This window comes from Psychroserpens citreus, from assembly GCF_055686305.1.
On sequence record NZ_CM145999.1, the window covers coordinates 2,111,101 to 2,137,076 of the forward strand.

Sequence of the window (25,976 nt, forward strand, 5' to 3'; positions counted from 1 at the left end):
ATCATTCTATAATTTTGGCTCTGTGTAAATTTATTCCTATTTTTTCGGAATATTATAAAAATCCTTTTAAATATCTATAACAGCATTGAAATCAAAAGAGAATATACAAACATTAATAGCATTATTGTCGCAATCTTCTACTGGGGATTACAATGAATTGTTAAAGACTTTCGATTTTAATTCGATAGACTTTTCTGAGTTTAAGAGTTGGTCGCATGAAAAGTATACGCGTAATTGTGTATACAAAGATGCTAATTTTGAACTTATTTTATTATGTTGGGAGGATGGTCAGCAGACGTCTATTCATGATCATGATGGTGAAGACTGTTGGGTCTATTTGTTAGAAGGTAAGCTAAAAGAAATTCATTATACTGTAGATAATAACAATTATTTGAGAGAAGTATGTTCTCAAAACTACTTGCCTCAAGATTTGTCTTTTATGAATGATAAGATTGGGTTTCATCGACTGAAAAATATCCATGCGGGTCAATCGGTTAGTTTACATTTGTATGCCAAGCCTATTGAGAATTGTGTGTCTTTTGATGAGAATACTCTACAATTTATAGAACGAACATTACAGTATGATACGTTTAAGCAACTGGTATTAGAAGATTAATTTGAGATATCTACAGAAGTGGCTTCTCCAAACCCTATGAGTTGATCAAATCTAGCTCCTAAGTCTCGATAATAGACTAGTACCTTGTAGTTGTTTTCCGTTTGCCAAAAATTACCACTAATTTCCCCTTCGTCTAGATTACCATTAGCATCGACTACAACATATTTATAGTTGTAAAACCCTTGTTTGAGTTTAATTGTGCCTTCGTATTGATTACTATCTCCGTTGTAAACAAGTTTGTTTTGTGGCTCTAATGCATAGTTGTTAAAATTTCCGTAAACATAAATAGAGCTACCATCAGTTAATTTTGGATATAGCAATGAGAAATGAACATTTGTATAATCTGCTTCAATATCAACATCATCTCGATCAATGGCAGTGATTAAAAAATTACCATTAATATCTGGGTTATAGGTATAGGGTTGTTCTGCTCTAGGTCCATCGGTAAATAAGTAGCTATTATAGATGTCTTTTAAATCTATAAACTGTACACCTACATTGGCACCACGAACATCTTTGGTTTCAAAAAAACGATATTCATTACTTGCCCAAAATGACGTTTCTTTCACGTATTTATAAATGAGTTCTTTTCCTATAGTATATTGTGGTTTGATTCCAGAGATAGCGGTATTTAAGTTGTTGTTTTGAATTATTAACGTTTTGATAGTTTGCTTTGGGTTATTTAAATTCAATGCTCCCGAATTAATCGTGATATCAACACTTTGCTTACTTTCAATATACTTGACATCTCTAGAGCGTTTAATGGAAACGCCAACACCTAACTGCTCTTTAAAAATCATAAATTTCCTAGTAAATACTAATTCGCCATCTTCGTCAAAAATTGAAATGATATAATTGCCGGATTTGGTTAATCCTCGTGTTTGCTGATTTGGAATTTGCAAATCATAATGCGAATACAGTTGATAGGCATTAAAGGAATTTTCATAATTCACTATTCTATAATTGTCAAACCCCTTCATGTATTCCATTTTAACAAGGTTAGACTTGGTCCAATCAAAATTATAGTGCTCAATGGTATAATAAAAATCAGGTTCGTCTGTAGTTAGAACATCAAATTCTAAATGAAAGGCTTCTCCTAAACGAATGATAGGGAGTTGACCTTGCGATGATGTTCTACTTCTAAAGGTTATCGTTTTTATATAATCTGGGGGATTGACTTCTTCTACTTGGCTAAATCCTTGAATAGAAAATAGAATACTTAACAGAATAAAATAGATCTTTTTAATCATTACAATAGTTTGATATGTAAAGATAAACAAAATCTGTGCCTTAATATTATATGATATAGCACATATATGCATTTAAAATGATTTTGTGATGTTATTCCTGATGGATAATTATGTTAAGTAAAACTTAATAAAATCTTAAAATAAAAATCATATGTTATAGAAATCTTAAATAGAGTAAATTATTATCGGGATTAACTAAATCTGGACTATTTTTAAAGTGCCTACAATATATTTGTTAATAAAAAAACTATGCTTTGGATTCGTCTTTTTATATTATTAACTGTCTTTTCATTTTTTCAATCAAATGGGCAGGAGAGTAATATTTCAGATGAACTATTAGAGCATTTTCGCGATGAGAATTGCCATAAAATTCTTCCTATACTAGAAGAGATTATTGATGAAAATTCTGACAATCCGTTGTTTTGGTATAATAAAGGACTTTGTGAAACTCAAGTTGTAGATTTTGAGGCAGCTAAAGAGAGTTTTGTTAAAGCCGATCAGTTAGACGTAGTAGGAACTGGAAAAGTGACCTATGAAAGGTTGTATTATAATTTGGCATTGAGTGAATTGAAGCTCAATAATATTAATGGAAGTCTTGAGTATATAGAAAAAACCCTGCAGCTAGAAAATTTGCCTTCGGCCTTGTTTCAAGATGGGAATTTTAGTGTCCTTGCTAATAACCCTAAATACAAGAAACTTATGATCCAATATAAGCCATCTTTAAACAAGTGGACTAGTATTTTTCTTTTTATTGTGTTTCAAGGCGTATTACTATTTTCAATTCTAGTTTTTAGAAAAAAAGGGAATAAAAAATCAAATATCATTCTTGGATTGTTTGTGTTATCTTTTTCATTGACCTTGGCTATTTTCGTGTTGTATTGGAGTGGTTATATTTATATCTATCCATTTAGATATTTTGATAAACTATTTATTGTTTTAGGATATTTGTTTGGCCCTTTACTTTTGATGTATATCCAATCTTTGTTTACTGAAAAACTTAGATTTAAGCTTATTTTTCATCATTTTATTCCATACAGTATTTGTTTTTTACTATATGTTGCACGATTGTTTATTGATGTCTCTGAAACAGTCTTTGCACCATTACTCAATTTATTGTTTAATCCCTGGATCCGAATAATACATATGACTGTATATCTCGTACTTATATATAATTATGTCAGAAAAGAAAAATTTAATATTGCAGATAATGTTGGTGTATGGCTTAATTATTTGGTGTATTCGTTTTTCGGCTTGATACTCTCGTATGTGATTTATTTTACATTAGTTAATTTTTCATTTTTTAATCAACAATGGGATTATATGATTTCATTTATGATTTCATTCTTTATCATTTTAATCAGTATTATGGGATATCTCCAGCCCGAAGTGTTTTGGGGTTTCCGAATTGAAGAGGTACTTACCTTTGTTAAGTATAAAAAATCTGGTTTAAGTAAGAGTTTGTCTTTAGAGCTTAAGCAAAAGCTATTGTCTTTAATGATAGATGATCAGGTGTATAAAGAGAATAATATTAGTTTAGAAATTTTGGCTAATAGGCTTGGCACTTCTAAACACAATACCTCACAGATTATTAATGAGCATTTTAAAGAGAATTTTTTTGAGTTTTTAAATGATTTCAGAATTGATGAAGCCAAAGAATTATTGATAAGTAATAATACTATGAATATTACAGAAATTCTCTATGAAGTTGGTTTTAATAATAAGGTTTCATTTAATAACGCCTTCAAAAAGAGAACAGGGCTTACGCCAACACAATATAAAAGCAGAAAGCTGAGCATTGCTTGATATTTTATTGTTCTTGTTCTAAAACTACATCTATCAAACTTCAATTAGACAAGTAGTCTAATAGATCTATCTTAATATCGTCTTACGATTAAAGGAGATTTATCATTTTAAACTTTGATTTTAATTGTCACAATAGCTTTTGAGTTTCTCAAAAAAGAACGCTTAAGTTCTGATGTATTTCTAAGCCATTTTGCTTAAATGTACCGATGATTTAATGATCTTCTTTACTCATTTTGAAAAGTCTTTCTTGCTTTATTTGTTAAATAGGCACCTGTAACGTAAATCGTCTTCGGAAATAAGGAAATTATTATCGGGATTACCGTAAAATCAGGGTTTACTTACGTTTTTTACATCAGCAATTGCAAAAGGCATGGTGGTGCTAGTGTGACTTATTATGCATTAAACCATGTTAACTTTAATTTCATAAGAGTAATTATTTTGAGTTAGTCTTCAAAAATAAAACGACTTCACCACTAGCCTTTTCATATTGCACTATAACTAACTCGTAATAATTAAAATTGAAAATTTATGAAAGTAAAAAATTATGTTTTAGTGGTGGTGCTCTTCTTTTTAAATATGGCTACAATGTTAGCTCAGGAGAAAACGATCACAGGTGCAGTTACATCAGCAGTAGACGGATTACCGTTGCCAGGTGTTAGTGTCATCGTAAAAGGAACAACGCGTGGAGTTCAAACAGATTTTGATGGAAACTATTCTATTAAAGCAAGTGCAAACGAAACATTAGTATTTAGCTATGTAGGAAACAAAACAGTTGAAGAACTCATAGGAAACAGAACAACAATTAATGTGGCATTACAAGAGGACGTTGCATCATTAGAAGAGGTTGTTATTGAGGCCTACAGGACTTCAACAGCCGAGAAATCTAATATTTCCTCCACAACAATTACCGCAAAGACGGTAGAGGCAAGACCAAATGCGTCATTTGCGCAGACTCTTCAGGGTCAGGTTGCTGGACTTAACATTACAACAGGTAATGGTCAGCCAGGAGGTGATAGTACCATTAACTTACGTGGTGTATCATCCTTATCAGGTAACACAGAGCCATTATTTATTATAGATGGTGTTCCAGTAGATGAGGATAACTTTAGATCTTTAAACCCAAATGACATTGAGTCATTATCTGTACTTAAGGATGCAGGGGCAACTGCTATCTATGGTAATAGAGGGGCAAATGGTGTTGTGCTTATTAAAACACGAAGAGGGTCTTATAACTCAGGATTAAAGATTAACTATATTGGAACCACAGCATTTTCTACATTACAAGACAATGATTATAACTTAATGAACTCGAGAGAGCAGTTACAGTTAGAGAAGGATTTTGGTTCAGGATTTGGAGCAACTTTATCTGATGCAGAATTAGAGATTAGAGCAAGACAAACTAATACAGACTGGTTAGATGTGTTCTTTGGAACAGGACTTACTCAGAGTCATACACTTAACTTGGCGTCAGGTGGTGAGAACATTAACTCGTTTACATCCTTTGGATATACAGATCAAGAAGGAATCTTAAAACGTGCAAGTACACTTAAACGTTTTAACTTCAGAAGTAATATTTCTGGTAAGTCAAGTAATGATAAGTTCAACTATGGAACATCATTTACATTTAATTATTCAGAATCAAATGAACCTAATTCAATTGATGGAGCTGGTGGTTCAATTAATAGAAACTTTGTCTTAGGAGCCAATCAATCGGTTCCTTATATCTCACCAGCATCTTATGTGCCAGGTGGAGGAGGAAATATTCCAGTGTTATTTGTGAATACACCATTATTCTTATTGGATCGTTTAGATACTTATACAAGACGTGAGGATGAAATAAAGGTGATAGCAAACGTTAATGCAAGTTATAAAATAACAGATAATTTAACCTTTAGGACCTCGTTTGGTGGTGATTTTACTGATGAGCAATTATTACGTGTAGAAGGACCATTGTCTTTTAACGCACAATTATTTGCCGTGACAGGAGATAACACACCAGGATTCTCAGATCAGGATTCAAGACGTTCAGTTGCATTAAACTTTAACAATTCACTTACATGGTCAAAAGTATTTGCAGATAAGCACTCTTTAGAGGTGTCTTTATTTACAGAATACTTTAAGGCGCACAGACGTAGTTTTGGATTTAGACAATTAGGTTTTGATCCAGCAACCTTCTCTCCTGGAGATGGAGCGTCATTCGTAAATGATAATGCTAATGATGATAATTATGTAGATACAGGTCGAGCTACAGTAAGAGATGCAGGTTTATTCTCATACTTTGGATTTGTAGATTATGATTATGATACAAGATATGGATTCTCAGCGACAGTACGTCGTGATGCATCATACCGTTTCTCAGCATCGAATCGTTGGGGTACCTTCTGGTCTGTTGCAGGACGTTGGAATATTTCAAACGAGGCCTTTATGGAAGATTCTATCTTTGATCAATTAAAGCTTAGAGCGTCTTATGGTACTACAGGTAACCAGAGAATTGTAGCAGTAGCAGGACAGTTTGCTTATTTTGCTGCACCAGATTTAACAGAGAACTTCTTTAACACAGGAGGACAATATGGTGGAGTAAATGGTTTATCAGTAGGGCAGATTGGAAACAATGATCTAAAATGGGAAACTATTGTACAAGCTAATATTGGTTTAGACTTTGCACTTATCAATAATAGATTAAGAGGTAGTTTTGATGTGTATCAAAGAAACACTGAAGATTTATTTGTGAATACTCCAATTGCACCATCATTAAACGGAGGTGTTACTGGAATTAATGCAAATGTAGGTGAATTACAAAACAGTGGATTTGATGTAGAATTACACTACGACCTTTTTAAAGCAAAAGAAGAAGATGGCTTTAATTTAACGCTTAATGCTGTTGGAAATTATAACAAGCAAGAGATCGTGAGTTTAGGAGCTGGTGGTGATCAGCCACTTGTTCGTCGTGTTGGAGGTGTTATTGGAGAATTATTTGCAGCACCATATATGGGTGTTAATCCAGCAAATGGTAACTTATTATTTTTAGATATCAATGGTAACTTAACCGAAGATATTACAACAAACGATCAAAGAGCTACAGGAAAGAACATCTTCCCTGATTACCAAGGTAGTTTCGGATTTGATGCGGATTATAAGAACTTCTTCTTAACAACACAGTTTAACTATACCATTGGTGTATATCGTTCAGATTTTGATATGCAAGGCTTCTTAGATCCAACAGCAATTGGACAGTTTAGACACTCAAGAGATATCTTAAGAGCATGGTCTCAACCAGGCGATATCACAGATATTCCGTCATTAAATGCAACAAATGCAAGTGATGAGTTCTTATCAGATAGAAACATTAGAGAGTCAGATTACTTAAGATTGCGTTTTATTCAGTTTGGATACAATGTGCCAAAGAAAGTGTTAGATAAAATAGGATTTACATCTCTTAGAGCATTTGTAAGTGGAGAGAACTTAGTAACATGGAGTAAGTGGAGAGGCTTTGATGCAGAAGCATTAAACGCATCTCAAAACAGATATCCAACACCAAAGACCTATTCAGTAGGAATTGAATTTGGATTTTAATAAAAAAACAAAATAAATATGAGAAATATATATAAATTATTATGTGTTTGTTTGATCTTTACAGTGGTATCGTGTAACGATGCGATTGATATCGATCAACCAGGACGATTAGGTGCAGATAACGCTTTTCAGAGTGTTAATGACTTAAAAAGTGGTTTGTTAGGAGCATACAATTTTCTAGATACAACCTTTGAAATTGGTTATACATCGGCATTTACAGATGAGTCGTTTAGAGGGCGTGATAATGGAGGGCAAAACTCCAACACACAGAACTATAATATCAACTCAAATAGTGGTTATGCGTTCAATATTTGGGCTTCTAACTATGGCGCTATTGGTATGGCTAATAGAATCATTGCTGCAGCAGAGACTATTGATAGAGCAGAAAATCCAGATTTATACGATCATGTATTAGGACAAGCCTATGCGATTAGAGCCTTTTCGCACTTTAAAATCTTGACCTTCTTTTCAACAGATTATACTAATGATGCGGCATTAGCAGGATTATTACTTACAGAACCAACATCAGATATCTTTGCTAGTGTTGCAAGGTCTACTAATGGCGAGTTTTATACTCAGATTACATCAGATTTAAATACAGCAGCAAGCTTGATTAATGGAACAGATGGTGACACATCAGGACTGTTTTTTATGGGACAAGATTTCATTACGGCTCTTAGAGCAAGAATGGCAGCGTATAGAGGTCAGTATGCAGCAGCAGATGGATTTGCAGCAAGTTTATTAGCAAGCTATCCAATTGCTAACCAAGCACAGTACTTCTCAATGTATGATGATGCAGACTTTACAGAAGTGATCTTTTCTTTAGAAAGAGCTAGAGGTGATTCATTTGACGGACAAGGAACTGCCGGCGGAGGATGGGCAGGAAGCTTATGGGCATTTATTGATGCTACTGTTGGTGGAGGACCATTTATGGAAATCTCTCGTTCAACATTCAACATCATGAATGGAACAGCTGATATTCGTTTACCTAGAGCAGTGAACTTAGCAGACTCTTCAATTGATCCTGGTTATGCAAGTAACCCTAACTTCTTAAATGATGATGTATTAATCGTTTGGAAATATCCTGGATCAAATAGTCAGCCATTAATGAATGACTTAAAAGTATTCAGATCAGCTGAGATGTTACTTATTAGAGCAGAGGCAGCAGCAGATGCAAATCAATTAGGAGCAGCGGCACAGTTTATCAAGCAGCTTAGAGATGCAAGATTTGGATCTCCACAGCCATTACCTGCATATGCTAATCAAACAGAAGCTTTTGGAGGGATCTTAGATGAGAGACGTTTGGAACTTCTATTTGAAGGTCATAGATGGGTAGATTTAAAGCGTTTAGGGAACAGAGGAAATAGAACTATGGAAAGAGATGCAAAAGAGTGCTCTATCTTAGCTGGATGTTCATTACCAAATGATGATCACAGGTATACATTACCTATTCCTTTAGCAGAGACTACAGCAAATAGTGCTGCAGAACAAAACCCTGGGTATTAATAAAAAAATTAAATGATTATGAAAAAAATAAAAATAGCAGTATTGTCATTGATGGTAGCAGCCTTTTTTGGATGTGATAAAGATGATAATATCAATACGACTTTTAATAACACAAGTGGACAATCATTAGTAGCGTTTGCCGGTACTAGCTCAGACTTGGCTGTTGTTATTGATGGTACAGGAACGGTAGATGTTCAAATAGAAGTCTCTACGGTGTCAGATTCAGATAGAACTGTTACAGTATCTGTTGATGAGACTAGTTCTGCTGCGGCAGAGAATTACTCGTTTGTGTCTAATATGGTGACAATTCCAGCAGGATCTTATTCAGGTATATTGACCATAAATGGTGTCGACAATAGTGTTGAACCGCAAGCAGAAACAATTATACTTAATATTCAAGATTCAAATGCGAGTAATGCTACTTTGAGTCCGGTGCAACATACCGTAAATATCTTTCAGGTTTGTCCTGTGCCTAGTGACTACTTGGTAGGAGATTATTTATTAACTGATAACGGAAATGAAAACTTTGGGATTGATGTACCTGTTACTGTTACTGTAGATCCGTCTGAGCCAACAAACCGTTTATTTACGGCTACATTCTTACCAAATACAGGTGTAGCTGCAGATGTTGAAGTTGTAATTACTTTAGGATGTAATTTTTACAATGTTGGAACGGTAGATATTAATGTTACTTGTACTCAAGTGACCTCTTATCTAATTACTGGTGCAGGAGCATCTAATTCAATGTATGATCTAAATGATGATACAGTACATACTGTAAATTATCTTGAAGATCCTGAAGCAGATTGCGGACCTGCAATTGTACAGAACTTTACACTAACTAAACAATAATTTAATTATGAAAAACATTATAAAACTATGTGGTCTGATTTGTTTTGTGATGTGCTTTACAGCATGTAACGATGATAATGATCTAGGGTTTAGTCCTACAGAAAATGTAGGATGGATTCAATTCCCAGGCGCTAATCCAGTATCTTTTAACTACAACTTATCATTTGATGTTGGAGCTAGAATTGGTGTTGATATTCAAGTACCTAGAGTTGATGATGATTTAACAATTGGATATAACTTAGTAAGTGTATCTGGACTGGACCCAAATGCTGCGTTTTCAAATTCAGGATCTCTAGTGAGTCCTGCTGGAGAGACGAGTTATGCTGGGCCAGACAATAGTACTGGAATTGAATATGCATATTTAGCAAATATTGAATTCGATTTTACAGAGTTGCCTGTACTAACTGAGCCAATGGTGTTTGATATTGTATTAGTATCAACAAGTGACCCATCTGTAGGTGTTGGTTTTAATGATGAAAAACCTATTACTCAGAGAATGACGATTTGTCCTGCATTAGAAGCGACAACAGGGTTTGGTCTTGGAGATTATGTACTTACTGTACCAACAGGAGCAGGACCATTTGGAGCGCAATTTGCTGATGGGACCGTGGTGACTTTAACCGAAGGTTCAGGAGGAGAATTTAGTAGATTTTTCCAAGCCGATTATCTACCTGGTATTGGAGCTGGATTACCAGTTGTTGATGTCGAATTTGCATTCGGTTCCGATGGAACTCTAATTTCTGGTCCAATTTCAACTGGAGTAGGTTGTGGGGCAGAAATTTTATTAGGAGCTGGAGATGCAGCAGATTTGCCATGTGGCGATGATGTTATCATGGTAAATTTATTAGATTTTATTGGTGGAGCAGGAAACTGTGGTCAGGCAGATGTTCCAATGACAATTATGCTTACTAAAGTTTGATGCTATAATAAATATGTGGAGAGCCATAACCTTTAATAAAATTAATGGTTGTTATAGATTGATTTAATTTAGTAAGAGTTGATGGTTTAATAGAGATGTGGGAGTTGATATAATTTATATTTGACTTCCACATTTTCTTTTTTAAAAGTTTTAATATGAAAAAAATAAAGCATGTAATAATCTTTGTTAGTATAATGGTTCTAAATGGTTTTAGTATTTTTTCTCAGCATAATAATCAAATCAACGTTGATTCTATAGAGTATGAAGCCAATGAGCAAAACCCATATGGGAGACCAAATAGTAATGCTCCAGAAGAGTTACAAGATTTTGAAAAGCTTATAGGAATTTGCAATTGTAAAAGTGTTCAATATAATGGTGATGTAGCTGGAGATACTCTAAATTTAAAATGGAGATGGAAATATATTTTAAACGGAAATGCAATTCAAGATGATGGCTGGTTAGACAATGGTAAAATAATTACGCCTTTTACGAGTATTAGAATTTTAAACCCCCATACAAAACAATGGCAAGTACCTTTTTTTGTGCCTTTTATGACTTCAGAGCCTCAAATATGGAAAGGAGGTAAGCTTGGAGATGAGATAGTTTTGCGTAAATCAGAACCGAAAAGTAATGGTCATGAAATTGAAAGTGTCTTAACCTTTTCTAATATTACTGAAAAGGGATTTAATTGGATAGGTAAATTTGTGAATTTAAGCTCAAAAAAGGAAACAGTCTTTTGGAAAATTTGGTGTGTAAAGCAAATGTAATTGGGGAATTAGACTATTAGAAATATAGAGTGTGGCCGATACTAATTTAAATGTTATCGGTCTTTTTTATGAATTACAATCGTTAATTATTTTTTGTGTCTGAAATAAATGAATTTAATAGATTTGATAATTATTTAGAATCTTTAAAAATAATAAACTTCACTAATAAGCTGTTTTTTTACTCATTTTATTCGTATTTTTGCACGGATTTTTAGACAACTAATTTCAATATAAAGCGTATGTCAAAAGACATTAAAATTAAAAAAGGTCTGGATATTAAACTTGTTGGTGAAGCTGAAAAAACAGTAGAACAAGCCATTATAAGTAATTTCTGCACTATCAGACCTGAAGATTTTCACAGCGTTATTCCTAAACTTGTAGCAAAAGAAGGTGCTACTTTACAAGCAGGAGATGTTATCTTTTATGATAAATCTAATGAAGATGTAAAGTTTGTGTCGCCAGTTTCAGGAACTGTGGTAGAAGTAGAAAGAGGGCCAAAACGTCGTATTGATGCGATTAAGATTCAAGCAGATAAATCACAATCTTTTAAAGATTTCGGAAAGTTTAGCTCCAATGCTGATGCAAATACAACTAAAGCACATTTGTTAGCTACAGGATGTTGGCCTTTTATCAAACAAAGACCATATGATGTTATTGCTAACCCTGAGAAATCTCCAAAAGCGATTTTTATTTCTGGTAATGATACTGCGCCTCTTGCAGCAGATTTAGATTTTGTTCTTAATGGAAAAGAAGCAGAACTGCAAGCTGCAGTTTCAGCACTTGCTAAATTAACTGAAGGCCAAGTTCATATTGGTGTTAGATCTAATAGCTCGCCATTAGCTGGATTAAATGATGTAACCGTACATAAAGTGTCTGGTCCGCATCCTGCAGGAAATGTTGGTACTCATATCAATAAATTGGATCCTATTAATAAAGGAGAAACAGTATGGACTGTTAATGCTAAAGATTTAGTTGTTATTGGAGAACTGTTACTTACTGGGAAGTTTAATGCTGAGCGCGTTGTTGCTCTTGTTGGATCTTCTGTAGAAAAGCCAAGGTATTTTAAAACTAAAATTGGTAGCGAAGTTGCCACAATGATTTACGATAAAGGGGTTGAAAAAGAAGGTAATAACCGTATAATTTCTGGAAATGTATTATCAGGAAAGCAGATAAAACCTGATGGGAGTTTAGGGTATTATGATAATGTGATTACTGTTATTCCTGAAGGAGATGATTATGAATTCTTTGGTTGGAATAAACCAATATTTAATAAAATTTCAACATCAAGAGCATTGACATTTTCTTGGTTAAATCCGAAGAAAAAATATGATTTAAATACCAATACAAATGGTGAACATCGTGCGTTTGTTGTAACAGGCTCGTATGAAAATGTTTTTCCATTAGATATTTATCCTTTACAAATATTAAAGGCTTGTATGTATGAAGATTTAGATGAAATGGAAGCTTTAGGAATGTATGAAGTTGCACCTGAAGATTTTGCTTTGACAGAATTTATTTGTGTGTCTAAACAACCACATCAAGATATTATTAGAAAAGGTTTAGACTTAATGCTTAAAGAGATAGGATAATGGGTTTAAAAAATAGTTTACATAATTTCAAGCAAAAGAATAAAGACAAAAAATGGTTGCCAGCATTTTCTGCAATTCATACTTTTTTATTCTTACCTAATGAGACCACTCATAATGGAACTCATATAAAAGCAGCCGATGATTTAAAGCGTACCATGAACACCGTTATTATGGCAATGGTACCTTGTTTAATCTTTGGAATGTTTAATGCTGGTTATCAACATCATTTGGCATTTGGCGAGATTGAAGCAGCTACAGGTGGATTCTTTAGCAAAGCATTCTGGACGATGGATAATTTCATGGTAGGCTTCTGGAAAGTTATTCCACTAGTAATAGTGTCTTATGTTGTTGGTTTAGCCATTGAGGTTTTCTTTGCCATAAAGAATAGCCATGAAGTAGAAGAAGGATACTTAGTAACAGGGATGTTAGTGCCTTTAATCGTTCCAATAGACACACCACTATGGATGCTTGCAGTAGCAGTAGCATTTGGAGTTGTTATTGGTAAAGAAGTTTTTGGAGGAACTGGGATGAATATCCTAAATCCAGCTTTAACAATTAGAGCCTTTTTGTTTTTTGCTTACCCTACTTGGATGTCAGGAGATAAAGTCTGGGTTCAAGGTGCCGTAGAACGTGATCAATTGATTGCTGCTGGTGAGAATCTTGATGCTGTTTCAGGTGAAACAATACTAGGGAGTTTAGCACAGAATAAAGATGCTGGATATCAAATCATGGATATGTTCTATGGATTAATACCAGGGTCTGTTGGTGAGACGTCTACTATCTTAATTTTACTAGCAGGATTATTCTTAATATTTACTAAAATAGGAAGTTGGAGAATCATGTTGTCTTCAGTAATTGGAGCGCTAGTAATGGGATTAATATTTAATGGTGTTGTAAGTTCTGGTTGGATTACCGAATCAAGTAAGTTTTATGGATTAATGAGTACAGAGTTCTGGCACCATCTTCTTATTGGAGGTTTTGCCTTTGGTACAGTCTTTATGGCTACCGATCCAGTAACAGCTTCCCAAACAAATAAAGGAAAATGGATTTACGGATTTTTAGTTGGATTCATCTCAATCATGATTCGTGTATTTAATCCAGCTTATCCAGAAGGTGTGATGCTAGCCATTCTATTGATGAATGTTTTTGCGCCAACTATTGATCACTATGTGGTTCAAGGAAATGTAAAACGTCGTATGAAACGTCTAAAAGTTAAAACTGCTTAACGATGGAAAAAAGAACAGATAAAAATTTATATACCATACTTTTTGCGATAGCAATGGTAATTGTAGTTGGTTTTTTATTAGCGTTTTTAGCGTCAACATTAAAACCAAAAATCACTGAAAATGAACGCCTAGAAAAGCAACAAAATATTTTGTACGCAATGGGTATTAATGAAAATGAAGGAACAAGCGCGAATTTTGTGTCTACCGATGATGCACCAGAGCTTTTTACCAAGTATATCAAACAACAATTAGTTATTAGTGCCAATGGTCAAGCCAAAGAAGACAATCAGGCTTATTTGATTGATGTTAAGAAAGAGCAAGCTAAGGCTAAAGCAGGGGAAGAACGACAATTACCATTGTTCGTTGGAGAAGATGAAAAAGGTAAGAAATACTATATAGCACCAATTCGTGGTAAAGGACTATGGGATGCAATTTGGGCATATATTGCTATGGATGAGAATATGATTGTTCAGGGTGCTTATTTTGATCATAAAGGTGAAACTCCTGGTTTAGGAGCTAACATCAAACAACGTTTCTTTATGGATGATTTTATTGGCGAGCATTTGATGTCTAATGGTAGCTTTAAAGGAATCAATGTTGCAAAAGGTAACGCAGATCCAAAGAATAATGATAAAACAGATAATGAGGTAGATGCTATTGCTGGAGCAACAATTACAGGTGATGGTGTGTCAGCAATGATTAAAAATGATCTTAAGCTATATGTACCTTATTTTAAAACTTTAAAACAATAAATATGGGCTTACTTTCGAAAAAAGACGCAGCTTTAATAAAAGATCCGTTAGCTGATAATAACCCAATTACAATTCAGGTATTAGGTATTTGTTCTGCATTGGCGATTACAGCAGAATTAGAGGCATCAATAGTAATGTCTATTTCAGTATTGTTTGTGTTAGGTGTTGGTAACGTTGTTATCTCTTTAATGCGTAATATCATTCCATCAAAAATTAGAATCATTGTACAACTTATTGTAGTTGCAACGCTAGTGATTATTGTTGATTTAGTACTGAAAGCTTTTGCTTATGAACTTAGTAAAACACTTTCGGTTTTCGTAGGATTGATTATTACTAACTGTATCATTATGGGACGTTTTGAAGCCTTTGCTTTAGGTAACGGACCATGGAGATCATTCTTAGATGGTATAGGTAACGCTTTAGGATATGCAGTAATATTGATTATTGTAGGGTTCTTCAGAGAATTACTTGGTTCTGGAACTTTATTAGGAATTCCTGTATTAGGAGACCCTATTGAAAAAACAGGATTGTATTCAATAGGCTACGAAAATAATGGTTTTATGCTATTGTCTCCAATGGCATTAATTGTAGTTGGAATTATCATTTGGGTACAACGTACAAGAAATAAAGATTTAGTAGAAGATTAAAACTTGAAATGTGATTCCGAAATTGATTCGGAATAGCATCAAAATATACAATATGGAACATATAGAATTATTTTTCAAATCGATATTTATAGATAACATGGTATTTGCCACATTCCTTGGAATGTGTTCGTACCTTGCAGTATCTAAAAAAGTATCTACAGCAGTAGGTCTTGGAGCAGCTGTGATTTTTGTGTTAGCGATTACTGTACCCTTAAACTGGATGCTAGATCAATATATCTTACAACCTGGTGCATTATCTTGGTTAGGTGAAGAATATGCAGACTACGATTTAAGCTTTTTATCGTTTATCATGTTTATTGCAACTATTGCAACCATGGTACAGTTAGTAGAAATCATTGTTGAAAAATTCTCTCCTTCATTATACAACTCTCTTGGTATATTTTTACCATTAATTGCAGTAAACTGTGCCATCTTAGGAGGGTCTTTGTTTATGCAATCACGTGAAATTGCAACACTTGGCCTAGCTACAACTTATGGAATTGGTTCTGGTATTGGATGGTTCTTGGCTATTTTAGCCATTGCTGCAATTCGAGAAAAAATCAGATACTCTAATGTACCACCAGCTTTAAGAGGTTTAGGAATAACATTTATTATTACAGGATTAATGGCTATTGGTTTTATGAGCTTTGGTGGGATGTTGACTGGTGGTGACGAAGAAGCTAAAGAAGAGACAACTGCGCAAGTATTGCCAAATCAAAGTATAGAAGAATCAGACACTGAGAGCAGTCTAAGTGTAGCTAATAACACTAAAATAGAAGAATAGTATGATTTTAGCAGCAGGAACAACAGGAACAGTTATAGCAACAATCGTAGCGTTCTTAATCGTTACACTAGCATTAGTAGCGTTGTTATTATTTGTAAAACAAAAGCTATCACCATCAGGTCCAGTTACGATCAAAATTAATGGTGAAAAAGAAATTCAAGTCGCTTCGGGAGGTACATTGTTATCTACTTTAGGTGGTGAAAAAATATTCTTACCATCTGCTTGTGGTGGTGGAGGAACTTGTATCCAATGTGAATGTCATGTCCTTTCAGGAGGAGGAGAAGCATTACCAACTGAAACACCTCATTTCAGTAGAAAAGAATTGCAACATGGAGCACGTTTATCTTGTCAAGTAAAAGTGAAGCAGGATATGGAAATTACAATTCCAGAAGAAATCTTCGGAATTAAAAAGTGGGAAGCAACAGTCGTACGTAACTATAATGTAGCATCATTTATCAAGGAGTTTGTTGTTGAGATTCCTGAAGATATGGGATATAAAGCAGGTGGATATATTCAAATTGAAATTCCACAATGTGAAATCAAATATTCTGATATTGATATAACAGCTCACCCTGAAGAGCATGAAACAGCAGATAAATTTCAAGCTGAATGGGATAAATTTGGATTATGGCCATTAGTCATGAAAAACGATGAAACAGTTGAAAGAGCTTATTCTATGGCTTCTTACCCAGCAGAAGGTCGCGAGATTATGTTGAATGTTCGTATTGCAACACCGCCTTGGGATCGTTCTAAAAATGCATGGATGGATGTTAATCCTGGGGTTGCATCATCTTATATTTTTGCTCAAAAACCTGGTGATAAGGTAACCATTTCTGGACCTTATGGTGAATTCTTTATTAATGAGTCTGATAGTGAAATGTTATACGTTGGAGGTGGTGCTGGTATGGCTCCAATGCGCTCTCATTTATACCAATTATTTAGAACTATCAAAACGGGTCGTAAAGTAACGTATTGGTATGGAGGACGTTCAAAAAGAGAGCTATTCTATATTGAGCATTTCAGAAAATTAGAAAAAGATTTCCCTAACTTCAAATTCTATATGGCACTGTCTGAACCAATGGAAGAAGATAACTGGAAAGTGAAGACAGATATTAATGATGAGATTGGTGATGGATTTGTTGGGTTTATACACAATTGTGTAATCGACAATTATTTAAATCATCACGAAGCTCCTGAAGATATTGAGTTATATTTCTGTGGACCTCCATTAATGAACCAAGCGGTTCAGAAAATGGGAGAAGATTTTGGAATTCCAGATGAACACATTAGATTCGATGACTTTGGTGGATAAATACTAAATGACATTTGATTATAAAAAAAAACCAACTTATTGCGAGTTGGTTTTTTTTATGTTCTAAACATTTTTAATTTTTTTTAGAACCATCTTGGTTCTCTTTTTTCATCCTAATATACCCTGTTACCAATCGTACTCCTAATCTTGCAAAGAGTATGATGGCAATTACCATCACAATGTCAAAACCACTCATTATTTATATTCTATAATTAGAAATACGGCAGTACTATCTCCTATATTAAGTGCTTCGTGCCATTCAATACGATTATTATTAAAACTATAACCAGTAGGTATATTCACTTCACGTGTTCCTGTTGTGTCTTTAATTCTAAACTTACTTCCAGCTAAGGTATATCCAAAATGTGGATTGTGATAGTGTCTTTCATGACCAACACCAGGAGCAAAAGTACACCTTAGTACTCTAACATTTTCATTGTCATCTACAAGTTCGCAAACAGCTTCATTATTCCAGCCTGCTTCTAATGGGTCGGGCAAAATTGTCGATTGTTTACATCCTACACATAAAAAACTAATACATAACGCCATGTAATAAAATTTATAGAATGTCCGAGTATTTAGCATATATTAAATGTACGTCTTTAATTGTTGTATAACAAATAAGCGATAGATGACGTTCTAGTAGTATGAGAAAAAGTATACTAACCATTATAATTGTGTTGATACTGGCAGTAATTGCCTATCAATTTAGACCTGTTAAAACTGTAGTGCAAATGGCCAAAGCTAGAGTAGTAACTACTAATTTAATTAATACTGATAGTGTAACAATTAATTCTAGAGTTAAGGTTCCTGATGGGTATAAACGTGTCACTTACGAAAACGGAAGTTTTGCAGAATACTTAAGACATTATAAGTTGAAACCATTTGGAAGTAAGATTATCAATTATGACAATTCTGAATATTTTTGGCAAAGTGGTCATATAGGTATTCTTGATATTCCAGTTCCAAAAAATGGATTGCAACAATGTGCAGATGCGCTCATAAGAGTGAGAAGTGAGTACCTTTGGAATACAAATAGAAAAGATGAAATTGGATTTAATTTTACTTCAGGACATTATTGTTCTTGGCTAAAATATGCTGAAGGTTATCGTCCAAAAATTAATGGTAATACAGTTAGTTTTAGTAAAACAGCTGTAGCCAATCATTCAAAGGAGAATTTTTACAACTACTTAAATTTAATCTTTACATATTCAGGAACCCTATCGCTTTTTAATGAGCTTAAATCTATTGATGATAGTGATTTGCAAATTGGTGATATGCTTATAAAAGGTGGCTCGCCTGGACATATTGTGATGATTTGTGATGAAGTTGTTAATGCTAATGGGGATAAGTTGTTTCTGCTTTTTCAAGGAAATACACCTGCACAAAGTGTACATCTTGTTAAAAATCTAGAAGATTCTAAAATTTCGCCATGGTATGAGCTCAAAAAAGATGCTGTAATCCCAGTGTCTAATTATACATTTAGTAGTTCGAAATTTGTAAGATTTAAATAGTCTTTTTATTTTCTAATGTTAGGAAAACGGCTTTCTGTTACCAAAGCATTATTGTATTTTTGTAGTATGAGCAAAGCCTTAACACCACAGGAACTTCATAACTTAGCAATGAACCATGTTGGCAAAGAATTAGAACAGCGTGGCTTTGAATTCGTAGCGATTAATAGCAAGTTAAAGCGTCATCCTCAATTCGTGTGTATTGATAAAAATAGCCAATACTTTTTTGTAATTGTTAGAGCTGTATTACTACCAGAAAACCCAAATAATTACGATGTTGTTTGGATGGAAACCTTTAAAAAGCATGCTCTTGAAAACAATGCTAAAGTTTTATACGCTGGTGTGGGACTTGGTAATCCAAAAGGTGAAGAACTACCAGTCTATTTAAATGAAGATTATCTTATTGAATATAATGGCATTCAATTCATCGAATCTAATCTCAATTAAATGAAACGGTATCTATTACTACTTGTTATTATTTGTTTCTCTTGTAAAGAGGAAAAAAATGTTATATCTAAATCGATTAACACTAAACTATCTGGACCTGTTTTTGGGACATCTTATAGCGTGATTTATGATTCTGAGATCGACTATACTAAACAATTTGATAGTTTGTTTATGGTTGTAAATCAATCGATGTCTACGTATATTTCTGATTCTCAAATATCTAAATTTAATAGAAATGAGTCATACAAATTTGATAATCATTTCCAGAATGTTTTTTTAGCATCAAAAGCAATATATGAAAAAACCAAAGGCGTCTTTGACCCAACTATTGGCAATGTTGTTAATGCTTGGAATTTTGGTGCTGATAAAAATAAATTTTTAACTGATAGTACAACTATTGATAGTTTAATGCGTTTTGTTGGTTTTGATAAATTAGAAATGTTTGGTGATACTATACGAGGTATAAAAAAACATGATTTAAACACCTATCTTGAATTTAATGCTATTGCAAAAGGCTATGGTGTAGATGTGATTGGTGAATTTCTTGAGACCAAAGGCATTAAAAATTATTTGGTAGAAATAGGAGGAGAGATTCGAGCTAGAGGGCTTAATAAAGAAAAAAACACAGCATGGAAAGTAGGTTTAGATGAACCGCGATTTGATGGAGAACAATCGGTTTTGAAAGCGATTAGCCTCAAAGATGAATCAATGGCTACATCTGGTACATACAGAAAATTTAAGTTGGATGAAAATGGAAATCGTTATGCTCATATTATTGATACCAAAACTGGATATCCTAGTAAAACTAATATCTTAAGTGTATCGGTTATTGCTGAGGATTGCATGACTGCTGATGCTTATGCTACAGCATTTCAAGCGATGGGTATTGAAAAAGTTACGAACTTTTTAAAAAGCCATCCAGAACTAAAAGTGTTTTTAGTTTTTGAAAATGATAATAAAGCATTGGCAACATTAAATCTTAATAATTTTCCAGATTAAGTCTATGTGACTTTATTGAAAATTAGGGGTCTTAATATTGCTATTAATCTATAATGAAAAAGGCTGTTCTACTTAAGCGGGGTTCGGCCTTTTTTTATTTGTAAACTACAGGGATAATTTCGCCTTTCGCTAAACAGTATTTTTTTATGTCTTCTTCAGAAAAGGCATTGGTGTAATCCACTTCATCTACTGTAAACCCTATATGTCGTAACTTGTCAAAATAGTCTCTACCATAAATACGCACATGATCATACTGGCCAAAAATTTTAGCGCGCTCCTTTCTGTCTGTTATTGTATCATCTTCATAAGTGTTTGCTCTGGTAAGGTCTTGCGGAATTTGAAATATACCAAAACCACCAGGTTTTAAAACACGATATAATTCTTGCATGGCTTTAGTGTCATCTGGTATGTGTTCTAGTACATGATTGCATAATATGATATCATAGGTATTATCTGTAAAGGGAAGATTACAAATATCAGCTTTTACATCTGCTATGGGTGATTCAAGATCTGTTGTCGTGTAATCAAAATGTTTTAGTTCTTTAAAACGTTTTAAAAAACATTGTTCAGGAGCGAAGTGTAATACTTTTTTTGTTTCAGTTGAACTTTCAGTAGAAAAAAAATTGGTCTCTTGTTTTAAATATAACCATAACAATCTATGCCGTTCTAAACTTAATGTAGATGGTGATAATACATTGTTGCGTTGATTGCCATAACCATAGGGTAGAAAGCTTCTGAAACTTTTTCCATCTATAGGATCAGTATACCTTTGCCCTTGTAAAAAAAATGCGATTATAGGACGTGCTACATAACTTAGCCTTATTAATAAGGGCCTTGGAATGGTGTTTAAAATTATTTTAAAGAGTTTTTTCACTACTTGTAGTCTTCTCGTACAGGAGAAAAGATATCTGTAATTTCACAATGGGTTAACGCTTTGCCAGAATGCTCAACATGAGGTGGTATAACCAATAACATACCTGGTTTGTATATATTAGTAATACCATTAACTGTCATTTGAAATTCGCCTTTAGTAACAATAGCAATTTGTTCATGCATATGCGAGTGCAGAGGTAATTCGGCATTTTTTTCAATATCCCAATAAGCAGTTGTCATACGTTCACTATGAATAAATCGCGCTTTATAACCTGGTATGATTTCTCGTTGCGGAATATTTGAAATATCAATATCCATTATAGTACTAATGCTTCTTTTCTAAACTCATCTTCTTCTGTAGATACAATTCCTAAAGCCTCATGCACGTAGGCAAATGTCGATAAAATTTCAGGCTTACCATCAACTAAAGCAACATCATGTTCAAAATGGACACTCGGTTTTCCATCTTGTGTCACGATGGTCCAACCGTCTTTGAGTTGTTTTACTCTATGAGTTCCACCATTAATCATTGGTTCTATGGCTACAACCATACCTTCAATGAATTTTTTTCCACGACCTCGTCGCCCATAATTTGGCATTTCAGGATCTTCATGCATTTTACGACCTAAGCCATGACCAACTAATTCTCTAACAACACCATAGCCTTCAGCTTCACAATAGTTTTGGATAGCGTAACCTACATCTCCAACACGATTACCTGCTTTAAAAGCTCTAATGCCTTCGTAAAGAGATGCTTTTGTAACTTGAACTAATTTTTTGGTTTCAGGAGCAACATCTCCAATTTCAAATGTATAGGCATGATCACCATAAAACCCATTCATTAGAGCACCACAATCGATAGATACAATATCACCATTTTCAAGTGGTCTGTTTGTTGGTAATCCATGAACAACAGCTTCATTAACGCTACATAATAAAGTTGACGGACAATCATATAAGCCTAAAAAACCTGGTAAAGCTCCTTGCGCTCTTATAAAGTCCTCGGCAAGTTTATCAAGTTGCATTGTTGTAACGCCTTCCTTAGTTTCTTTTGCAAGCATTCCTAAGGTTTTTGAAACCACTAATGCACTTTGGCGCATTAATTCAATTTCCTCTTTTGTTTTTACTATAATCATTGTTAAAAAATATGGGCAAAGATACTTAAAATTAAAATGAAATTCTTTTTTATAGAAATATGACATTTGACAGTATTTTAGATGAAATTCTGCAATAATTTTGTAGTATAGAAAAAGACAGAGCATCATGTATAAATCAGTCACTGCTGAGGAAGCAGTAAAGGTTATAAAATCCAATCATAGAGTTTATATTCAAGCAGCTGCTGCGGCACCTCAAGTATTAATCAATGCAATGACCGCAAGGCATGAAGAACTAAAAAATGTTGAAATCTGCCAGTTGCATACAGAAGGAGAGGCTCCTTATGCCAATCTAGAACTTAAAAACAGTTTTCATGTAAACTCATTTTTTATAGGGAAAAATGTAAGACATACATTAAAAGCAGGAAATGGTTCATATACCCCAGTTTTTTTGAGTGAATTGCCTCTATTATTCAAACGAAATATTATTGACTTAGATGTAGCTTTGATTCATGTGTCTGATCCAGATCGACATGGTTACTGTTCATTAGGAGTGTCGGTTGAAGCTACTTTATCTGCTATAGATAATGCCACTTTTGTTTTGGCACAAATCAATAAGCAAATGCCGAGAACTCATGGAGCAGGTATTATTCATGTATCTGAGATAGATTATTTTGTTGAATCTGATGAACCTTTACCAACGCATGACATAGCTAAGCCAAATGCTATTGAAGACAAAATTGGTGGTTTCGTTGCAAATCTAATTGAAGATCGAAGTACATTACAGATGGGAATTGGTAGCATTCCTAATGCTGTTTTAACACGTTTAACTGATCACAAGGATTTGGGTTTGCATACAGAAATGTTCTCCGATGGTGTAATTGATCTAATATTAAATGACGTTATTAATGGAAATTATAAAGGGATAAATCGTGGAAGAGCCCTAACTACTTTTTTAATGGGCTCTAAACGTTTATATGATTATGTTGATGATAATCCATTTATAGAAATGAGAGCATCTAATTATACTAACGATGTGTCTATAATTAAACAAAACCCAAAAATGGTAGCGATCAATTCGGCAATTGAGGTGGATGTGACAGGTCAAGTATGTGCAGATTCTATAGGACCACATATGTATTCTGGTGTTGGAGGGCAAATGGACTTTATTAGAGGTGCATCTTTAAGTGAAGGTGGTAAAGCAATCATAGCATTACCATCAACAACAAAAAAAGGAATAAGTAGAATAGTGCCCTCTTTAAAACCAGGAGCTGGAGTTGTAACTACACGATCTCATGTACATTATGTGGTTACTGAATATGGTGTTGCTAATTTATATGGAAAGACAATAAATGAGCGTGTTAAGGCTTTAGTAGATATTGCACATCCAGACCATAGAGCATATATTGATAAAATGTATTTTGAACTTATAGAAGGAAAGCGTTAACGTCTTAAAAACGAAAAGAATCCTTTCTTTTTTGATTTAGCACTTAATCCTAATTCCTCATTAGTTATAAGTTGATATACTTCACCCCAACCTAAGATACCGCCAATATTTCTATCATCAATATAGATGTCGGCATAAATTTTCCTGCTCACTGAGTTGTCGTATTTTTCTTCAGGAAAACTTTGATTAACAGCATAAAATGTGATACCGTTGTCTTTACAGAAGGCTACAGCTTCGTTTAATTTCGATCCACTTCTGTAAGTCCAAAGAATTAAGCGATGACCATCTTGTTGCAAGCGTTTCATTGTTTCGAATGCAAAGATTCGAGCTTTACCTACTTTGGGATAAGCGTCTTCAACAATAGTCCCATCGAAATCTATAGCTATGACAAGTTTATCTTGAAAATTCATGTGCTAATTTTTGTTATGCTGTAAAAGTACAATTTTTAATAATTTATCAAACCAATGGTTTTTGAGTCATCGCCTCTGGCTGTTCAATACCGAGGAGTTTAAGAATTGTAGGCGCAATATCGCCTAAAATTCCATCTTTAATCACAAGTTTATCTTTATCAATTAAAATCACTGGAACTGGATTGGTAGTATGAGCTGTATGAGGAGAACCATCAGGGTTAATCATAGTTTCACAGTTTCCATGATCGGCTATTAAAATGGTAGAATACTCATTGTCTAAAGCAGCTTCAATCACCTCTTTTGCACATTGGTCTACTGCTTCACAAGCTTTTATAGCAGCTTCCATAACTCCAGTGTGGCCTACCATGTCTCCATTTGCAAAATTTAAACATACAAAATCAACCTCACCTTTATTGAGTTCTGGGATTAAAGCATCTTTTAATTCGTAAGCACTCATTTCTGGCTTTAAATCATAAGTGGCAACTTTAGGGGAGTTACGTAATATGCGACTTTCTCCATTAAAAGGCGCTTCTTGTCCACCTGAAAAGAAAAAAGTAACATGTGGATACTTTTCCGTTTCAGCAATTCTAATTTGTGTTTTATTGTGCTTTTCTAAAACCTCGCCTAGAGTATTAGTAAGATTATCTTTATTGAAAACGACATCGATACCTTGATACGAGTCATCATAATTAGTTAAAGTCACATATTTTAAATCAAGCTTGTGCATATTTTGCTCATGAAAATCTTGCTGAGATAAAGCTTCAGTTAATTCACGACCACGATCTGTTCTGAAATTAAAGAATACAATGACATCTCCATTTTGTATTTTGGTTACTGGTTTTTCAAGTTCATCAACCATTATAATAGGTTCGATAAATTCATCAGTAACATTATTGTTGTAGCTATTCTCAATTGATTCTGTTGCAGAATGAGAACGTATACCAATACCATTAACTAAAGCATCATAAGCTAATTTTATGCGTTCCCAACGTTTATCTCTATCCATGGCATAGTATCGTCCAGTAATGGTAGCAAGTTTTGTATTGGTGTTTTTTATATGCGTTTCTAATGATGTGATAAAACCAAATCCAGACTTAGGATCAACATCACGACCATCAGTAAAAGCGTGTACATATGAGTTTTGGATTCCGTAGTCATTTGCCACATCAATAAGACCGAATAAATGATTGATATGAGAATGCACGCCTCCATCACTAACCAAACCTAAGAAATGTACAGGTTTATTATGATCTTTAGCATATTTGAAAGCGTCAATTAAAACCTGCTCATCTTTTAATGTATTATTTTGAACAGCCAAGTTAATCTTAACTAAATCTTGATATACAATTCTACCTGCACCTAAATTCATATGACCTACTTCACTATTTCCCATTTGCCCTTCAGGAAGACCAACATGTAAACCATCAGTTCTAAGCGTAGCATTTGAATAGTTATGATAAAGAGAATCTATGAATGGAGTTTTTGCATTATCAATTGCAGAAACTTTAGGATCTGGAGACATTCCCCAGCCATCTAAAATCATTAAAAGCACTTTTTTGTTCATTGTCAAAACATTAAAAACCAAAGATAAACGTTTCA

24 protein-coding genes are annotated in these 25,976 nt (G+C 33.9%); 17 read left to right on the forward strand and 7 right to left on the reverse strand.

From position 1 onward, the window contains the following. The first annotated feature begins 85 nt into the window (after window positions 1-85). The gene (locus ACTU6T_RS09405) at window positions 86-616 is read left to right on the forward strand and encodes a cysteine dioxygenase (protein ID WP_460217957.1); all 531 of its coding nucleotides are present in this window, start codon (window positions 86-88) and stop codon (window positions 614-616) included. Here the strand turns inward: ACTU6T_RS09405 and ACTU6T_RS09410 are convergent. Continuing rightward, window positions 613-1,866 (reverse strand): type IX secretion system plug protein, encoded by a 1,254-nt coding sequence (locus ACTU6T_RS09410; RefSeq protein WP_460217958.1) that lies wholly within the window; start codon window positions 1,864-1,866, stop codon window positions 613-615. The genes ACTU6T_RS09405 and ACTU6T_RS09410 overlap by 4 nt on opposite strands. A 249-nt stretch (window positions 1,867-2,115) precedes the next feature. Here ACTU6T_RS09410 and ACTU6T_RS09415 point away from each other — a divergent pair, with 249 nt between their 5' ends. The 12 genes from ACTU6T_RS09415 to nqrF all read left to right on the forward strand — a co-directional run bounded on the left by ACTU6T_RS09415 (window position 2,116) and on the right by nqrF (window position 17,596). Next, a complete protein-coding gene (locus tag ACTU6T_RS09415; RefSeq protein WP_460217959.1) occupies window positions 2,116-3,669 on the forward strand; it encodes a helix-turn-helix domain-containing protein in 1,554 nt (517 codons plus the stop codon). Between the two features lie 528 nt (window positions 3,670-4,197). Further along, window positions 4,198-7,242: a SusC/RagA family TonB-linked outer membrane protein gene (locus ACTU6T_RS09420; protein ID WP_460217960.1), complete on the forward strand. Its 3,045-nt coding sequence runs from the start codon at window positions 4,198-4,200 to the stop codon at window positions 7,240-7,242. A gap of 18 nt (window positions 7,243-7,260) precedes the next feature. After that, window positions 7,261-8,748 carry a RagB/SusD family nutrient uptake outer membrane protein gene (locus tag ACTU6T_RS09425; RefSeq protein WP_460217961.1) on the forward strand — a complete coding sequence of 496 codons (1,488 nt, stop codon included), beginning with the start codon at window positions 7,261-7,263 and terminating at the stop codon, window positions 8,746-8,748. Between the two features lie 18 nt (window positions 8,749-8,766). Beyond that, window positions 8,767-9,600 carry a hypothetical protein gene (locus tag ACTU6T_RS09430; protein WP_460217962.1) on the forward strand — a complete coding sequence of 278 codons (834 nt, stop codon included), beginning with the start codon at window positions 8,767-8,769 and terminating at the stop codon, window positions 9,598-9,600. Window positions 9,601-9,607: 7 nt separating this feature from the next. Beyond that, window positions 9,608-10,519, forward strand: a complete 912-nt coding sequence (locus ACTU6T_RS09435; RefSeq protein WP_460217963.1) for a hypothetical protein — start codon at window positions 9,608-9,610, stop codon at window positions 10,517-10,519. 155 nt (window positions 10,520-10,674) lie between these two features. Next, window positions 10,675-11,286: a hypothetical protein gene (locus ACTU6T_RS09440; RefSeq protein WP_460217964.1), complete on the forward strand. Its 612-nt coding sequence runs from the start codon at window positions 10,675-10,677 to the stop codon at window positions 11,284-11,286. A 239-nt stretch (window positions 11,287-11,525) separates the two neighbouring features. Then, window positions 11,526-12,875 (forward strand): Na(+)-translocating NADH-quinone reductase subunit A, encoded by a 1,350-nt coding sequence (locus ACTU6T_RS09445; protein ID WP_460217965.1) that lies wholly within the window; start codon window positions 11,526-11,528, stop codon window positions 12,873-12,875. Beyond that, the gene (locus ACTU6T_RS09450; protein WP_460217966.1) at window positions 12,875-14,101 is read left to right on the forward strand and encodes an NADH:ubiquinone reductase (Na(+)-transporting) subunit B; all 1,227 of its coding nucleotides are present in this window, start codon (window positions 12,875-12,877) and stop codon (window positions 14,099-14,101) included. Before ACTU6T_RS09445 ends, ACTU6T_RS09450 begins: the two co-directional genes overlap by 1 nt. Window positions 14,102-14,103: 2 nt before the next feature. Then, the gene (locus ACTU6T_RS09455; RefSeq protein WP_460217967.1) at window positions 14,104-14,853 is read left to right on the forward strand and encodes a Na(+)-translocating NADH-quinone reductase subunit C; all 750 of its coding nucleotides are present in this window, start codon (window positions 14,104-14,106) and stop codon (window positions 14,851-14,853) included. Between the two features lie 2 nt (window positions 14,854-14,855). After that, entirely contained in the window at window positions 14,856-15,500 is a 645-nt protein-coding gene (locus tag ACTU6T_RS09460) for an NADH:ubiquinone reductase (Na(+)-transporting) subunit D (protein WP_460217968.1), read from the forward strand. A 52-nt stretch (window positions 15,501-15,552) separates the two neighbouring features. Next, complete coding sequence (gene nqrE / locus ACTU6T_RS09465; RefSeq protein WP_460217969.1) at window positions 15,553-16,284, forward strand: NADH:ubiquinone reductase (Na(+)-transporting) subunit E; 732 nt, start codon at window positions 15,553-15,555, stop codon at window positions 16,282-16,284. A 1-nt stretch (window position 16,285) separates the two neighbouring features. After that, window positions 16,286-17,596 carry an NADH:ubiquinone reductase (Na(+)-transporting) subunit F gene (gene nqrF / locus ACTU6T_RS09470; RefSeq protein ID WP_460217970.1) on the forward strand — a complete coding sequence of 437 codons (1,311 nt, stop codon included), beginning with the start codon at window positions 16,286-16,288 and terminating at the stop codon, window positions 17,594-17,596. A gap of 195 nt (window positions 17,597-17,791) precedes the next feature. On the opposite strand, the gene ACTU6T_RS09475 is transcribed toward nqrF, so the two are convergent. Further along, window positions 17,792-18,145 carry a cupin domain-containing protein gene (locus ACTU6T_RS09475; RefSeq protein ID WP_460217971.1) on the reverse strand — a complete coding sequence of 118 codons (354 nt, stop codon included), beginning with the start codon at window positions 18,143-18,145 and terminating at the stop codon, window positions 17,792-17,794. A gap of 98 nt (window positions 18,146-18,243) precedes the next feature. Here ACTU6T_RS09475 and ACTU6T_RS09480 point away from each other — a divergent pair, with 98 nt between their 5' ends. From ACTU6T_RS09480 to ACTU6T_RS09490, 3 genes are all read left to right on the forward strand, one after another. Further along, window positions 18,244-19,110, forward strand: coding sequence for a DUF4846 domain-containing protein (locus ACTU6T_RS09480; protein ID WP_460217972.1), 867 nt, complete (start codon window positions 18,244-18,246; stop codon window positions 19,108-19,110). Window positions 19,111-19,176: 66 nt separating this feature from the next. Then, entirely contained in the window at window positions 19,177-19,554 is a 378-nt protein-coding gene (locus ACTU6T_RS09485) for a Na(+)-translocating NADH-quinone reductase subunit F (RefSeq protein WP_460217973.1), read from the forward strand. After that, window positions 19,555-20,553 carry an FAD:protein FMN transferase gene (locus tag ACTU6T_RS09490; RefSeq protein ID WP_460217974.1) on the forward strand — a complete coding sequence of 333 codons (999 nt, stop codon included), beginning with the start codon at window positions 19,555-19,557 and terminating at the stop codon, window positions 20,551-20,553. A 94-nt stretch (window positions 20,554-20,647) separates the two neighbouring features. Here ACTU6T_RS09490 and ACTU6T_RS09495 read toward each other — a convergent pair whose 3' ends face one another. From ACTU6T_RS09495 to map, 3 genes are read right to left on the reverse strand one after another with little or no spacing between them, the layout of a single operon-like run. Next, complete coding sequence (locus tag ACTU6T_RS09495) at window positions 20,648-21,427, reverse strand: class I SAM-dependent methyltransferase (RefSeq protein WP_460217975.1); 780 nt, start codon at window positions 21,425-21,427, stop codon at window positions 20,648-20,650. Then, on the reverse strand, window positions 21,427-21,744 hold the full coding sequence (locus tag ACTU6T_RS09500; protein WP_460217976.1) for a cupin domain-containing protein: 318 nt from the start codon (window positions 21,742-21,744) through the stop codon (window positions 21,427-21,429). Before ACTU6T_RS09500 ends, ACTU6T_RS09495 begins: the two co-directional genes overlap by 1 nt. Continuing rightward, window positions 21,744-22,562: a type I methionyl aminopeptidase gene (gene map, locus ACTU6T_RS09505; protein ID WP_460217977.1), complete on the reverse strand. Its 819-nt coding sequence runs from the start codon at window positions 22,560-22,562 to the stop codon at window positions 21,744-21,746. The genes ACTU6T_RS09500 and map overlap by 1 nt, the downstream gene beginning before the upstream one ends. 127 nt (window positions 22,563-22,689) lie before the next feature. On the opposite strand from map, the gene ACTU6T_RS09510 reads away from it, so the two are divergent. Further along, window positions 22,690-23,967 (forward strand): acetyl-CoA hydrolase/transferase family protein, encoded by a 1,278-nt coding sequence (locus ACTU6T_RS09510; RefSeq protein ID WP_460217978.1) that lies wholly within the window; start codon window positions 22,690-22,692, stop codon window positions 23,965-23,967. On the opposite strand, the gene ACTU6T_RS09515 is transcribed toward ACTU6T_RS09510, so the two are convergent. Together ACTU6T_RS09515 and gpmI are read right to left on the reverse strand one after the other, a co-directional pair. Beyond that, a complete protein-coding gene (locus ACTU6T_RS09515; RefSeq protein ID WP_460217979.1) occupies window positions 23,964-24,377 on the reverse strand; it encodes a BT0820 family HAD-type phosphatase in 414 nt (137 codons plus the stop codon). The genes ACTU6T_RS09510 and ACTU6T_RS09515 overlap by 4 nt on opposite strands. Window positions 24,378-24,423: 46 nt before the next feature. Beyond that, window positions 24,424-25,941: a 2,3-bisphosphoglycerate-independent phosphoglycerate mutase gene (gpmI, locus tag ACTU6T_RS09520; protein ID WP_460217980.1), complete on the reverse strand. Its 1,518-nt coding sequence runs from the start codon at window positions 25,939-25,941 to the stop codon at window positions 24,424-24,426. Window positions 25,942-25,976 lie beyond the last annotated feature (35 nt).

Excerpts from the sequence above, each read along its gene's own strand:
- nqrF (WP_460217970.1), top strand. The coding sequence starts at position 16,286 with ATGATTTTAGCAGCAGGAACAACAGGAACAGTTATAGCAACAATCGTA.
- ACTU6T_RS09460 (WP_460217968.1), top strand. The coding sequence starts at position 14,856 with ATGGGCTTACTTTCGAAAAAAGACGCAGCTTTAATAAAAGATCCGTTA.
- ACTU6T_RS09515 (WP_460217979.1), bottom strand. The coding sequence starts at position 24,377 with ATGAATTTTCAAGATAAACTTGTCATAGCTATAGATTTCGATGGGACT.
- ACTU6T_RS09500 (WP_460217976.1), bottom strand. The coding sequence starts at position 21,744 with ATGGATATTGATATTTCAAATATTCCGCAACGAGAAATCATACCAGGT.
- ACTU6T_RS09510 (WP_460217978.1), top strand. The coding sequence starts at position 22,690 with ATGTATAAATCAGTCACTGCTGAGGAAGCAGTAAAGGTTATAAAATCC.
- ACTU6T_RS09415 (WP_460217959.1), top strand. The coding sequence starts at position 2,116 with ATGCTTTGGATTCGTCTTTTTATATTATTAACTGTCTTTTCATTTTTT.
- ACTU6T_RS09480 (WP_460217972.1), top strand. The coding sequence starts at position 18,244 with ATGAGAAAAAGTATACTAACCATTATAATTGTGTTGATACTGGCAGTA.
- ACTU6T_RS09430 (WP_460217962.1), top strand. The coding sequence starts at position 8,767 with ATGAAAAAAATAAAAATAGCAGTATTGTCATTGATGGTAGCAGCCTTT.
- ACTU6T_RS09490 (WP_460217974.1), top strand. The coding sequence starts at position 19,555 with ATGAAACGGTATCTATTACTACTTGTTATTATTTGTTTCTCTTGTAAA.
- ACTU6T_RS09435 (WP_460217963.1), top strand. The coding sequence starts at position 9,608 with ATGAAAAACATTATAAAACTATGTGGTCTGATTTGTTTTGTGATGTGC.
- ACTU6T_RS09420 (WP_460217960.1), top strand. The coding sequence starts at position 4,198 with ATGAAAGTAAAAAATTATGTTTTAGTGGTGGTGCTCTTCTTTTTAAAT.
- ACTU6T_RS09475 (WP_460217971.1), bottom strand. The coding sequence starts at position 18,145 with ATGGCGTTATGTATTAGTTTTTTATGTGTAGGATGTAAACAATCGACA.
- ACTU6T_RS09445 (WP_460217965.1), top strand. The coding sequence starts at position 11,526 with ATGTCAAAAGACATTAAAATTAAAAAAGGTCTGGATATTAAACTTGTT.
- nqrE (WP_460217969.1), top strand. The coding sequence starts at position 15,553 with ATGGAACATATAGAATTATTTTTCAAATCGATATTTATAGATAACATG.
- ACTU6T_RS09485 (WP_460217973.1), top strand. The coding sequence starts at position 19,177 with ATGAGCAAAGCCTTAACACCACAGGAACTTCATAACTTAGCAATGAAC.
- ACTU6T_RS09450 (WP_460217966.1), top strand. The coding sequence starts at position 12,875 with ATGGGTTTAAAAAATAGTTTACATAATTTCAAGCAAAAGAATAAAGAC.
- ACTU6T_RS09440 (WP_460217964.1), top strand. The coding sequence starts at position 10,675 with ATGAAAAAAATAAAGCATGTAATAATCTTTGTTAGTATAATGGTTCTA.
- map (WP_460217977.1), bottom strand. The coding sequence starts at position 22,562 with ATGATTATAGTAAAAACAAAAGAGGAAATTGAATTAATGCGCCAAAGT.
- gpmI (WP_460217980.1), bottom strand. The coding sequence starts at position 25,941 with ATGAACAAAAAAGTGCTTTTAATGATTTTAGATGGCTGGGGAATGTCT.
- ACTU6T_RS09455 (WP_460217967.1), top strand. The coding sequence starts at position 14,104 with ATGGAAAAAAGAACAGATAAAAATTTATATACCATACTTTTTGCGATA.
- ACTU6T_RS09410 (WP_460217958.1), bottom strand. The coding sequence starts at position 1,866 with ATGATTAAAAAGATCTATTTTATTCTGTTAAGTATTCTATTTTCTATT.
- ACTU6T_RS09425 (WP_460217961.1), top strand. The coding sequence starts at position 7,261 with ATGAGAAATATATATAAATTATTATGTGTTTGTTTGATCTTTACAGTG.